Origin of the sequence: Ramlibacter sp., from assembly GCF_035627355.1 — a bacterium.
GTDB lineage: Bacteria > Pseudomonadota > Gammaproteobacteria > Burkholderiales > Burkholderiaceae_C > Ramlibacter.
Genome location: NZ_DASPLW010000073.1, coordinates 12,814 through 25,170, shown reverse-complemented (window position 1 = coordinate 25,170; position 12,357 = coordinate 12,814). Strand labels below are relative to the sequence as shown.

14 protein-coding genes are annotated in these 12,357 nt (G+C 66.9%); 13 read left to right on the top strand and 1 reads right to left on the bottom strand.

Annotated features, from left to right (window positions below; all coding sequences use genetic code 11):
* Positions 1-116: 116 nt before the first annotated feature.
* Complete coding sequence (locus VEC03_RS17940; RefSeq protein WP_324918357.1) at positions 117-794, bottom strand: response regulator transcription factor; 678 nt, start codon at positions 792-794, stop codon at positions 117-119.
* 230 nt (positions 795-1,024) lie between these two features.
* On the opposite strand from VEC03_RS17940, the gene VEC03_RS17935 reads away from it, so the two are divergent.
* The 13 genes from VEC03_RS17935 (at position 1,025) to VEC03_RS17875 (ending at position 12,354) form a co-directional block, all read left to right on the top strand.
* Positions 1,025-1,306, top strand: coding sequence for a PilZ domain-containing protein (locus VEC03_RS17935; RefSeq protein WP_324918354.1), 282 nt, complete (start codon positions 1,025-1,027; stop codon positions 1,304-1,306).
* Between the two features lie 187 nt (positions 1,307-1,493).
* The gene (locus VEC03_RS17930) at positions 1,494-2,078 is read left to right on the top strand and encodes an A24 family peptidase (RefSeq protein ID WP_324918351.1); all 585 of its coding nucleotides are present in this window, start codon (positions 1,494-1,496) and stop codon (positions 2,076-2,078) included.
* A gap of 31 nt (positions 2,079-2,109) precedes the next feature.
* Positions 2,110-2,949, top strand: a complete 840-nt coding sequence (cpaB, locus tag VEC03_RS17925; protein WP_324918348.1) for a Flp pilus assembly protein CpaB — start codon at positions 2,110-2,112, stop codon at positions 2,947-2,949.
* Between the two features lie 67 nt (positions 2,950-3,016).
* Positions 3,017-4,957, top strand: a complete 1,941-nt coding sequence (locus tag VEC03_RS17920; protein WP_324918346.1) for a type II and III secretion system protein family protein — start codon at positions 3,017-3,019, stop codon at positions 4,955-4,957.
* Between the two features lie 17 nt (positions 4,958-4,974).
* A complete protein-coding gene (locus tag VEC03_RS17915; protein ID WP_324918343.1) occupies positions 4,975-5,262 on the top strand; it encodes a hypothetical protein in 288 nt (95 codons plus the stop codon).
* A gap of 149 nt (positions 5,263-5,411) precedes the next feature.
* On the top strand, positions 5,412-5,606 hold the full coding sequence (locus VEC03_RS17910; protein WP_324918340.1) for a Flp family type IVb pilin: 195 nt from the start codon (positions 5,412-5,414) through the stop codon (positions 5,604-5,606).
* 93 nt (positions 5,607-5,699) lie between these two features.
* Entirely contained in the window at positions 5,700-6,950 is a 1,251-nt protein-coding gene (locus tag VEC03_RS17905) for a Tad domain-containing protein (RefSeq protein WP_324918337.1), read from the top strand.
* Between the two features lie 9 nt (positions 6,951-6,959).
* Entirely contained in the window at positions 6,960-7,403 is a 444-nt protein-coding gene (locus tag VEC03_RS17900) for a TadE family protein (RefSeq protein WP_324918334.1), read from the top strand.
* Positions 7,400-7,849 (top strand): TadE family protein, encoded by a 450-nt coding sequence (locus tag VEC03_RS17895; RefSeq protein WP_324918332.1) that lies wholly within the window; start codon positions 7,400-7,402, stop codon positions 7,847-7,849. Before VEC03_RS17900 ends, VEC03_RS17895 begins: the two co-directional genes overlap by 4 nt.
* Positions 7,850-7,862: 13 nt before the next feature.
* Complete coding sequence (locus VEC03_RS17890) at positions 7,863-9,014, top strand: AAA family ATPase (protein ID WP_324918329.1); 1,152 nt, start codon at positions 7,863-7,865, stop codon at positions 9,012-9,014.
* Position 9,015: 1 nt separating this feature from the next.
* Positions 9,016-10,425 carry a CpaF family protein gene (locus VEC03_RS17885; protein WP_324918327.1) on the top strand — a complete coding sequence of 470 codons (1,410 nt, stop codon included), beginning with the start codon at positions 9,016-9,018 and terminating at the stop codon, positions 10,423-10,425.
* 7 nt (positions 10,426-10,432) lie between these two features.
* Positions 10,433-11,428 (top strand): type II secretion system F family protein, encoded by a 996-nt coding sequence (locus VEC03_RS17880; protein ID WP_324918324.1) that lies wholly within the window; start codon positions 10,433-10,435, stop codon positions 11,426-11,428.
* Between the two features lie 11 nt (positions 11,429-11,439).
* Entirely contained in the window at positions 11,440-12,354 is a 915-nt protein-coding gene (locus tag VEC03_RS17875; RefSeq protein WP_324918321.1) for a type II secretion system F family protein, read from the top strand.
* Positions 12,355-12,357 lie beyond the last annotated feature (3 nt).

The window sequence follows — 12,357 nt, the reverse complement described above, 5'->3', positions numbered from 1 at the left end:
GGGCGGAGTGCCCCTTGATGGTCATCCCCGCGCAGGCGGGGATCCAGGAATTCCTGAAGGAGCGAGAAGAAGGACGTCGCCTGGCAAGGTCGCGAACGCTACCGACAGTCGCGTCCTCAGATCGCCTTGTGCAGGCTGTGCCGCGTCGCGTAGGCGTACAGGTCGAGCCGGTTCTGCAGGCCCAGCTTGCCGTAGATGGAGCTGAGGTGGTTGCGCAGCGTGTGCTCGCTGATGCACAGCCGGCTGGCGATCACCTTGCCGGGCGCGGCGGCGTCGCTGGCGATGGCGACGATGGTCTGGCGTTCGCGCGCGGTGAGCGACGCGATCTTCAGGCGCTCGGGGTCGTTGGCGCGGGCGGCGTTCTGGCGGGCCATCTCCATGAAGATGCGGCCGGCGGCGCTGCGGTCGATCCAGAGTTCACCTTCGTGCACCTTCTCCACGGCCTTGAGCAGGGCCGCCGGCGGATCGCTCTTGCGCACGATGCCGCGCGCGCCGGCCACCACGGACCGGTCGAGCATCGTCTGGTCCTGCGACGACGTGAGCAGCACCAGGCGCAGCTGCTGCGGCAGGTGCAACTCGGCCAGCATGTCCACCTCGTAGCCGCCATCCATGTCCAGCAGCAGCACGTCGGCCGGCTGGCCTTCCAGCGCCTGCTGTGCCTGCGCCAGCGTCGCCGAAGTTCCGGTCAATTCGAAACGGGGATGGGCCGACTGCACCAACCTCTCGAGCCCCCAGCAGAGCATGGCCGGCGCCACCACGAAGACCTTGATCGAATCGGAGCGGATTGCGTTCATCGTCGGACCGAGCGGTTGTTGTTCGTGGGAGCGATCCTACGAATCCCGGCCGCTGGCGTGGTCCAACTTGCAAACGCTTTCAGACATTGCGAATGCTCATGACACGGTTGGGTCGGCCGGCACCTACTCAAGGAAGAGCTCTTGTCATGCCCCGACCCATGACAAGCAAGCACAGGGATTCGGCCGTTTGCACCATGCAGGCCGCGGGGGCGACAACCACAATGGCCTCCATGTTTCCCGAACGCCGCGCCAGCCCGCGTGAGCCCCTCCGCCTGCCCATCAAGCTGGCAGGCGGTGCCACGGCCCTGACGCGCGACATCAGCGAGCACGGGCTGTTCCTCTTCGTGCCGCGCGGCGAGTCGGTGGACGACTGGCTGTCCTTCGAGTTCGCCGTCCCGCAGGCGGGCCTGAAGTTCGACGCCGTCGGCGAAGTGGTGCGCATAGAGCCGGGCATGCGGCAGGTCGGCGTCGCCATCCGCCTGCACCGCCCGCGCCTGGTTCCCGTCGACTGATCCGCTCCCGGCCGGAACGCAAGCGCGTCCCAGCGCGTCCGTGCGCGGGCCGTTCGCAGCCCCCAGGTACCAGTCCCGCCAGACGCTTGTCCTGCCCAAATCGGGACGAACACGTGATGTGTCGCGTTGCCGCGGTTCCTAGATTTGCCTCCATCGACGAACCCGACTTTCGCAAGGCCGACGCACGATGACCGAACTGGACGCACTGATGGAGCTGCTGTGGATGCTGGTGGCCGACCCCGGCACCGGCCCCCTGATCGGCCTGCTCCTGGTCGCCGCCGTCATCGACTGGCGGACCCTACGCATTCCCAACTGGCTCACCGTCGGTGGCATGGCCTGGGGCCTGCTCTACAACGCCACGCACGACACCTCGATCGCCGCCGGCCTGGCCTTCAGCGCCGGCGGCCTGGTGACCGGACTCGCCCTGCTGCTGCCGCTGTGGCTGCTGCGCGTGATGGGCGCCGGCGACGTGAAGCTGATGGCCGCGGTGGGCGCCGTGGTCGGCGTGCCGGGCGTGCTGCACGCCGTGCTGTGGAGCTTCATCGTCGGCGGCGTCGCCGCCATCGGCTATGCGCTGTCGCAGCGCGTGTTTCGCCGGATGACGTCCAACGTCACGGCCATCGTGCAGTCCATGGCCTTCGCCGCCATGGCGGGCCTGCGCCCCACGCCCGCCCTCGCCGGGCGCGCTTCCGTCGGCAAGCTGCCCTACGCCCTGAGCATCGCCGTCGGAACCATCTCGTGGCTGGTCGCGCGCCAGCTGGGATTCGCCTGATGCCACACGCTTTTTTTCCTGGAGAACCGAGATGAAGAACATCAAGGCCCTGGGCCTCCTGATCCTGGCCGTGATCACCGGCCTGGCGGCCGCGGTGTATGCGGCGAGCTGGGTGGCGCAACGCGGCAACATCGCATCGAGCAAGGTGGTGGTGGCTGCCATCGACATCGAGCTGGGGAGCAAGCTCAACCCGCAGATGGTCACGACGGCGGACTGGCCCACCGGCTCGGTCCCCGATGGCGCCTTCAGCGACATCAAGGAGCTCCAGGACCGCGTGCTCAAGGTCGGCGTGCAGCGCGGCGAGGCGATCCTGGAACGCAAGCTGGCGCCGGCCGGCACCCTGGGCGGCCTGTCGGCGGTGATCGCCGAGGGCAAGCGCGCCATGACCGTGCGCGTGAACGACGTGATCGGCGTGGCCGGCTTCGCCCTTCCTGGCAACTACGTCGACGTGATGGTCAACACGCAGCAGGAGCGCGGCGGCAGCGGCGCCAGCCAGATCAGCATGACGGTGCTGGAGCACGTGCTCGTGCTGGCCGTCGCCCAGGAAGCCAACCGCGACGACACCAAGCCCAAGGTGGTCAGCGCCGTGACGCTGGAGCTGACGCCCGAGGACGCCGAGAAGCTGGATCTCGCACGCAGCGTCGGCAGCCTGTCGCTTGTGCTGCGCAACCAGTTGGACAAGACCATGGCCGCCAGCACGGGGATCACGCGTGCCCAGCTGCTGGGCCTCAAGGAAGTGGCCGCCCGGCCCGAGCCGAAGCCGGCCGCACCGGTTCGCACCGTGATGCGGGTTGCACCCAAGCCGGCCCCGGCACCGCGCGAGTGCGTGGAAGTGATCAGCAACGCCTCCAGCGCCATGCACTGCTTCTGAACGCGCGCGGCGCGCGACCTCCGGCTAACGACAACAAACCAAGAACAACGCACAGGGAGAAATCACGATGCACCCCACCCCGTCGGCCCTCATGGCCGCCGCGCTCGCCGCCGCCGCGGTCCTGCCGGTGACGAGCCGGGCGCAGGATCGCCAGTCGGGCCCGCCTCCCGCCGCGACCACGCCTGCCACGGCGAGTCCCGTCGACCTGAAGATCATCCCGGCCACTTCGCTGTCGGTCTCGGGGCCACCCGCCCGGCCGGCATCCCCCGTGCTGCTCGCGCAAGCCGCGCCGCCTCCTGCCCCCGCCGCGTCCCAGGCCCGCCCCGCCCGGCCCGCGGCGAGCCGCGACCGTGCGCTGGCGACCGCCACGTCATCGGGAGCGCTGCGGCCGTGCAACAGCGTGGTGGTGGACCCGCCGACCATGCTCACGCTGGGCAAGTCGCAGGTGGTACGGCTGCCCTTCCCGGTCTCGCGCCTGATCGTGGGCGGCCAGCCCGGCGGCCATGCAGGTCGGCCGGCCGGCGCCGGCGCGCCGCCGGCGGTACCCGGCGCGCAGCCGGCGCCGCAGGGCCCGGAGGCCAACGGGGGCGTCGCAGAGACCGACGTGACCCTGCTCAGCCCGACCGAGCTGTTCTTCCTGGGCCGCCAGACCGGCACCATGAACGTCGTGCTGCAAGCCAACGACGGGCGCTGCCTGGTCAAGGACCTGGTGGTGACCATCGATCCGGCCAGCCTGCAGGCGACCATCAAGGACGTGATGCCCGAAGAGACCGGCGTGCGCGTGCGCGGCGCCGAAGACTCGCTGGTCCTGACCGGTGACGTCAGCGACGCCATCAAGCTGCAGCAGATCGTGACGCTTGCGTCGTCCTATGCCGACAGCAAGAAGGTCGTGAACCTCATGCGGGTGACGGCACCGCAGCAAGTGATGCTGGAGGTCAAGATCGCGGAGGTCAGCAAGACGCTGCTCGACCGGTTCGGCCTGGACTTCTCGCGGGTGATCCGCTCGGGGCCGAAGTTCTCCGTCTTCTCGGGCGTGTTCGGCGGCGAAACGCTTGGCTCCGGGACCATTCGCCCAAGGCCCGACCGCAACGGCGAGTTCAGCGTGCCCGGCACCTTCCCCGGCGCCGACCTCATCAACTCGGCGAACGGATCCACCCAGTTCGGCATCGATGCCCAACGGCAGGATGGTGTCATCCGCGTGCTGGCCGAACCGAACATCATGGCGATCAGCGGCCAGCAGGCCAGCTTCCTGTCGGGCGGCAAGATCTTCATCCCGGTGGCGCAGACGGCCCAGGGTGCCGGCACCGTCATCACGCTCGAAGAGAAGGAATTCGGGGTCGGCCTGAAGTTCACGCCGACGGTGCTGGACGGCCGCATCAACCTGAAGGTGGTCTCCGAGGTCTCGGAGCTGTCGCAGACGGGCACGCCCTTCACGACCGTGGCCGGCGTCACCGCCATCCTGCCCTCGCTGTCCACCCGGCGGGTGGACACCACCGTGCAGCTGGCCGATGGCCAGAGCTTCGCGGTAGCCGGCCTGATCCGCAACAACTTCACCGAGGCCCTGAGCAAGTTCCCCGGCCTGGGCGAAACGCCGGTGGTCGGCGCATTGTTCCGCTCCACCGAGTTCCAGAACGACCAGACCGAGTTGCTGTTCGTGATCACGCCGCGCCTGGTCAAGCCGGTCAGCGGAGCCGTGACGCTGCCGACCGACAACCATATCCAGCCCTCCCGCAGCGATGTTCACCTGATGGGCGTGGGCGAAGGATCGGGATCCGTCGCACCGGCCCCTGCCCCTGTCCCTGCCTCCGCGCCGGCACCTGCACCTGCACCTGCACCTGCACCTGCACCTGCACCGGCACCGGCACCGGCACCCACGTCAGAAGCCGAACCCGTGGTTCCGGCGGACCAGGTCGCCGGGAATCCGGATCCGGCGCCGGAGCCGCAAGCGGCGCAACCGACCGATGGCGAGCCGACCCTGATGGGGCCGCTGGCGCTCTGGCTGCCCTGACCACCGAGGAGAACGTGATGAACAAGCTCGCTTGCATGCTGCTCGCTGCCCTTCTGGGTGGGTGCGCCAACAATTCGATCACCCCGAACTGGGACGCACGCTTCGGCGACGCGGTTCGCGAGGCGCGCCAGCGCCACACGCTCAACCCCGCCGCCGGCACCGACACCCGCCCGGTCGCGGTGGACGGTACCGCCGCCAGGGAAGCGGTCGAACGCTACAACAACACGCTCAAGGAACCGCCGCCGGTCGTGAACGTGATCAACATCGGCGGCGCCGTCGGCGGCTCGAACGGCGGCGGCCGGTAAGGGGAGGACTGCGATGAACGCGAATCGAAGCTGCCGGATCGCCGGGGCAGCAGAAAGGAGCGGGTGCCGATGAAGTAGCCATGAACACCCACTCGAATGCAGTACCCGTTTCTTTTCTTCTTTTTCAACGTTTCTTCAAGGAGCCAACCATGAACAAGCTCATGCAACAAGTCCGCGCTTTCGGCCGTGACGAGGAAGGCGCGCAGGTGATCGAGTACGCGCTGATCATCGCCGTGGTGTCCATCACCCTGGTGGTCGCGCTGCGCAACCTGAACGGCAACAACTTCAGCGGCTTCATCAACCGCGTCGGCACCTGCCTGACCAACGGCACGTCCTGCGCCTGATCGGCGCCCGGGCCCGGCCCTGCCGGGCCCCTTTCCCGTCTTCCAGGAGGAACTTCCATGCGCAGCCCAGCACCGCGGCGCCAGAGAGGCGCAGTGATCATCACCGTCTGCCTGTTCCTGCTGTTCCTGCTCGGATTCATGGGCTTCGCCCTGGACCTCAGCAGGTTGTTTGTCGTCAAGACGGAACTGCAGACGGCCATGGACGCGTGCGCACTGTCAGCAGCGCAGGAACTTGACGGGCTAGCCGGTTCCATTGCTCGAAGCCGAGAGGCTGGAGAGACCGCCGCCAATCTCAATCGCGTCAACCTGCAGTCGTCTGCCTGGGTCGGCACGTTCACAGGTGACGATGTCCAGGTCCTCACAGACTCGCTGAATCCGGCCACTTCGGATGCGGAAGCAACGTATGTCCGCTGCGAGCACACGGAGCCCAGCGTGCGACTGTGGCTCCTGCATGCGCTGGGGGCCTTCTACGACGGAAACACCACGCGGTTTCCCCCGACTCACGACGTCTTCGCCAGCGCACTAGCAACACGAATGCACGCACAGAGCACATGTCCGCTCCCGTTGGCGCTGCGGCCCAAGGCTGACGGCGCAGGGCCGCCGCACTATGGATATACGCCTGGCGAATGGATCACGTTGTTGGTATGCCCGGGTTGTGGTGGTAATGGTTACATCGGTTGGGCCAACTTCAACGGATCCAGCTCGGCAGCAGACACCCGGGCCTACGTAGAAGGTCGACGCTGCGATATCGCTACAGGCGCTGAACTCGCGACTCCCGGCGTGGAAGCTTCAGTTGCGGAAGCGTGGAACGCCCGCTTCGGGATCTACCGCGGATCTGCCGGCCCAGAGGATCCGTACATGCAGCCCGACTACACCGGCTACATCTATACGTCGACAAACTGGCCCAGCGGACGTGACGCGCTACGCGGAGTCACCCCCGCGGGCGCCCATCCGACTGCAGAAAATTTCGAAACCAAGCGCCGACAGTTCGCTTCTTGCGCCGATACGGGCACCAACATGAACGGCCCTAACGGCTGCCGCACCATCAGCGGCCTTTCGATCAACAGCTTCAACTCAGTGGCAGTTCCGGGGGAAGGCGCCCTCGATGGTCACTTCCAGTATGGCCAGAGCCGCCGCATCGCGCTGGTTCCGATCTCCGTTGATTATCCCGGCGGCCATATCGATGACTGGGCCTGCATGCTGATGCTGCAACCAATGAGCTTGCCTCCCGCCAACGTACAGCTTGAGTACATCGGCAATGCCTCCGATTTGGGCAGCCCGTGTACGACTAGCGGCCTTCCAGGCGGCGTCGCCGGTCCGCGCGTCCCCGTACTCGTTCGATAGGAGTTCCTCATGGCTAGATACGCTAGGAGGCAAAGCGGCGTCGCCATCGTCGAGTTCGCGCTCATTCTCCCGATGCTCCTGGTGCTGACGTTCATCACGACGGAGTTCGGCCGCGCGCTCCACCAGTACAACACGATCGTGAAATCGGTGCGCGATGCCGCGCGGTACCTTTCCATACAGACCCCTGGCGACACCACCGCGATGCTGCGCGCCCGGAACCTCGTGGTGTACGGAGATCCCGGCGGCAGCGGCACCCCGATCGTGCCCGGTCTCGCCCTGAGCCACGTGCCAGACCCGGTCTGGAGCACGTCGGGCACGGCGCCAGCCATCAGCGCGGTGACCATCCGCGTCTCCGGCTACACGTTCCAGCCAATGTTCCCTGCCGCATTCGGGCACACCTTCACGCTGCCGGCCTTCTCGGACATCACCGCCACCATGAGGAGCCACGTATGAAGGACTATCAGCGAGGCAGCACGGCCGTCGAGTTTGCGTTCGTGCTCATGTTGTTTCTCACGTTCATGCTGGGCATCGTGGACTTCAGCAGGCTGCTCTTCACCTGGAACGCCGCCAATGAGGCCACGCGCGCCGGCGCTCGCTTCGCGGCTGTTTGCGACAGCAGAGCCAACCCGGGCGAGGTGCTGGCCAAGATGCGCGCGATGCTTCCCGAGGTTCAGTCCATCACCGTGGATTGGTTCGATCCGGACATGAACATGAACACCTGCGACTCGACGTCCTGCATGGCGGTTCGCGTCCGGATCAACAACCTGAGCTACCGGTGGATTTCTCCCATCGCGGGCATCGCCTCGCTGGCGAACATCCCGATGCCGACCTTCTCCACCTTCCTGATCCGCGAAGCCATGCGCCAGGACGCGGTCAGCCCTGCAGAGTGCACCCGTTAGAGGAGCGGATCCCATGAAGATTGCCGTGATTTCGCCCAACCCCCATCACCTGGCGGGCATTGGGCCGTTGCTGGAAGCGCGCGGCCACGCCGCGCTGCTGTTCGAGGGTGGCAAGACCCGCATGCAGCAGGTCGCCGAAAGCGAGCAGCCCGACATGATGCTGGTGGACGGCATCTGCTGCGACACCAACGAACTGGCGCATGTGGAGTACGTCACCAACCACCACCCGGGCATCGCCGTAGTGCTGATGTGCTCCGCGCACACGCCCGAGTTCCTGATCAGTTCCATGAGAGCCGGCGTGCGCGAGGTGCTGCCGTCGCCGGCGCCCCAGGAAGCGCTCGAAGCGGCAGTCGACCGCGTCGCCGCCAAGATCACCCGCGGCAGCGCCGCCAGGCAGGGCAAGATGCTGGCCTTCCTGCCGTGCAAGGGCGGCAGCGGCGCTACCTTCCTGGCCACCAACATCGGCTGGCAGTTGGCGGAGACCCGCTCGGTCCTGCTGATCGACCTCAACCTGCAGTTCGGCGATGCCGCCGCGTTCGTGCACGACGGAACGCCACCTTCGACGCTGGCCGACGTGGCACGTGACATCAGCCGGCTGGATGCCTCCCTGCTGGCCGCCAGCACCGTCAAGATCACACCGAACTACAGCGTCCTGGCGGCGCCCGAGGACCTCTCGCAGGCCATGGAGATCAAGCCCGAGCACGTGGATGCCATCCTCGACCTGGCAGTGCTTCACTACGACTTCGTGATCGTCGACATCGGCCGGTCCATGGACACGATAGCGATCCGCGCGCTGGACCGCGCCTGGCGCGTCTTCCCCGTCATGCAGACGGCGCTGCCCGACGTGCGCCACGCCCGCCGCCTGGTCGAGGCATTCCGTGCGCTCGGCTATCCGGCCGAGAAGACCGAGATCCTGGTGAACCGCTACGAGAAGGGCAGCGACATCGGCCTCGAGCAGGTGCAGCGCTCGCTGGGTGGGGTGCGGCTCCGCACGGTGCCGAATTCGTTCAAGGAAGTGAGCAATTCCATCAACCATGGCGACGCGCTCGGCAAGACCGCACGCGGCAACCCGGTTGCGCGGCAACTGGCCGAGCTGGCACTGGCCCTGAGCCCGCGCCAGGAGGAAAGCCGCAGCCTGCTCGGGCGCCTGTTCAGGAGGGCATGACATGAGCACGATCCAGCCGATCACGACGAGCGGCATTCCCGGCGCGTCGCTGCGCGCGCGCCTCAACGGCGGGTCCATCGCCGGCCTGCAGGGGTCCGAGGCGGGCTTCCGTCCCCCCGCCCAGGCCTCCGCCGACAACTACAAGCTGCTCAAGGGCCGCATGCACCTGAAGTTGCTGGAGAAGTTCGACCTGACGGCGCTGGAGACGCTGCCGCCGGACGTGCTTCGCCAGGAAATCGCGGTCATGGTCGAAAAGCTCCTGCAGGAAGACCAGGCCGTGATCAATGACAGCGAGCGAAGCACGCTGATCCGCGACATCCAGCACGAAATGCTGGGTTTCGGGCCGCTGGAACTGCTGATGGCCGATCCGACCGTGTCGGACATCCTGGTCAACTCGTACCACCAGATCTACGTCGAGCGACGCGGGCGGCTGGAACTGACCAACGTCACCTTCACCGACGAGAAGCACCTGCTGCGCATCATCGACAAGATCGTCTCGCTGGTCGGCCGGCGCATCGACGAGTCCAGCCCCATGGTGGACGCACGCCTGCCGGACGGCTCGCGCGTCAACGCGGTGATCCCACCGATCGCGCTCGACGGGCCGATGATGTCGGTGCGGCGCTTCGCGCACATCCCGTTGCGCATGGAGAACCTGATCGGCGAGCAGCTCAAGACGCTGACACCGGAGATGGCCCTGCTGCTGCAGGGCCTGATCCGCTCCAAGGTCAACATCCTGATCTCCGGTGGCACCGGCGCCGGCAAGACCACCCTGCTGAATATCCTCTCGGGATACATCCCCGAGGTCGAGCGCGTCGTGACCATCGAGGACGCAGCCGAACTGCAGATGCAGCAGCCGCACGTGGTCCGTCTCGAGACGCGGCCGATGAACATAGAGGGAAAGGGCGAAGTCACCCAGCGCGCCCTGGTGCGCAACGCCCTTCGCATGCGTCCCGACCGCATCATCATCGGCGAGGTGCGCGGCGCCGAGGCGTTCGACATGCTGCAGGCGATGAACACCGGCCATGAGGGATCGCTCACCACCATCCACGCCAACAACCCGCGCGATGCCATTGCCCGGCTGGAGAACATGATCGGCATGGCCAACATGAACCTACCTCACCGCGCTGCGCGCCAGCAGATCGCCTCTGCCATCACGGTGATCGTGCAGGTGCTGCGCCTCATCGACGGACGCCGCAAGGTCACCAGCATCCAGGAGATCACCGGCATGGAAGGCGAGGTGATCACCATGCAGGAGATCTTCGGCTTCCGGCAGACCGGCCTGGGCCCCGACGGAACGGTGCAGGGCCACTTCCAGGCGACGGGCGTGCGGCCCAAGTTCACCGACCGCCTCAGGGCCTTCGGCGTGCAGCTGCCCGATTCGATGTTCGACCCACAGCGCACCTTCCAGTGAGGCCGCCATGGACATCTCACAGATCGCAGGCAACAACTTCCTGATCTTCTCGGTCCTGGTGTTCGTGAGCGTGCTGCTGCTGGTGGAGGGCGCCGTCTCCATGTGGCGCGCGCACAAGGGGCCGGAAGCCTCCCGCCTGAAGCGGCGCCTGCAGGCGCTGGCCGCGACGTCCGACCGCAGCGAGCAGACCCGGATCCTCAAGCAGCGCCTGCTGAGCGAGACGCCGGGCCTGGAGCGGTTCCTGCAGCGGCTTCCGCGGTTGCAGCAACTGGATCGCCATCTCCTGCAATCCGGCCTGAAATGGACGGTGTCCGGCCTGCTGCTCGGATCGCTGGTACTGGCCATGGCCGGGTGGGCGGGGATGTCGGAGATCGCCCCCCAATCGCGCCTGCTGGCCGCGATGGCCGCCCTGGCCGGGGCCGCTGCGCCGCTGGCCTACGTCAGCTGGCGCCGGGCCCGGAGGTTGCGGCACATGGAGCGGCAACTGCCGGAGGTGCTGGACCTGATCACGCGAGCACTGCGGGCGGGGCATGCGTTCACGTCGGCACTGAGCATGGCCGGCACCGAGATGCCCGAGCCGATCGGCGGCGAGTTCCGCACGGTGCACGACGAGATCAACTTCGGCGTGTCACTGCAGCAGGCACTTACCCACCTGAGCGAACGGGTGCCTCTGACCGACCTGCGCTACTTCGTCGTTGCAGTGCTGATCCAGCGTGATTCGGGCGGCAACCTCACCGAGATCCTGACCAACCTGAGCCGCCTGCTGCGCGAGCGCGCCAAGCTGATGGCCAAGATCCGCGTGCTGTCCGCGGAAGGGCGGCTCTCGGCCTGGATCCTGGGCTTGATGCCGTTCGCGCTGGCGGGCGTCATGAACCTGGTCAATCCGGAGTTCATGAGCCTGCTGTGGACCGACCCGATCGGCATCGCGATGATCCAGTACATGCTGGTGCTGATGGCCATCGGCGCGCTGATCATGCGCAAGATCGTGCGCATCCGGGTCTAAGGAGGCCGATCGTGATCACCCTCATTGCCCTCGTCTTCATGGCCGTCACCCTTGCGCTGGCGGCGGCGTGGCTGCATTTCACGCCGAACCGGACCGAAGAACGCCTCAAGGCCCTAAACCCGCAGGCCGCCACCGGTACGGAATGGACCGAAACCATCGTCAAGCTGGTCGGCCCGCTGGCCAAGCTGTCCACCCCCGGTGGCGACTGGGAGTCCTCGCCGCTGCGGATCAAGTTCCTAAACGCCGGCATCCGGCGGGCGGACGCACGACTGATCTACTTCGGAGCCAAGACGCTGCTGCCGTTGCTGCTGGCCTTCCTGGTCTTCACCGCCATGCGGCTGTCGACCGGCGCCCAGGGCATGACGCTCCTGATGTTCGTGCTGATCGCGGCCCTGGTCGGCTGCTACCTTCCTAATTTCGTGGTCTGGCTCGCACGCCGCTCGCGCCAGCGCGAGATCTTCGAGACCTTCCCGGACGCAGCGGACCTGATGCTGGTCTGCGTGGAAGCTGGCCTTGGCCTCGACGCTAGCCTCACCAAGGTCGCGGACGAGATGGGTCGCCGCAGCGTGGCGCTGTCAGAGGAACTGCACCTGACCAACCTGGAGCTGAGGGCAGGAGGCACGCGCGAGAAGTCGCTCCGCAACCTGGCACTTCGCACGGGGCTGGAGGAGATTGGCACGTTCGCCACCATGCTGACGCAGGCCGACCGGTTCGGGACCAGCGTGGGGGACTCCCTGCGCGTGTTCTCGGACGACCTGCGCCACAAGCGCCAGGCACTGGCCGAGGAACGCGCGGCCAAGATCCCGACCAAGATGCTGATTCCGCTCGTGCTGTGCATCTTCCCGGCCGTGATCCTGGTGATCCTGGGCCCGGCCGTGATCACCATCATCCGCACCATGCTGCCGATGCTGACGCAGGGGAGCTGACCT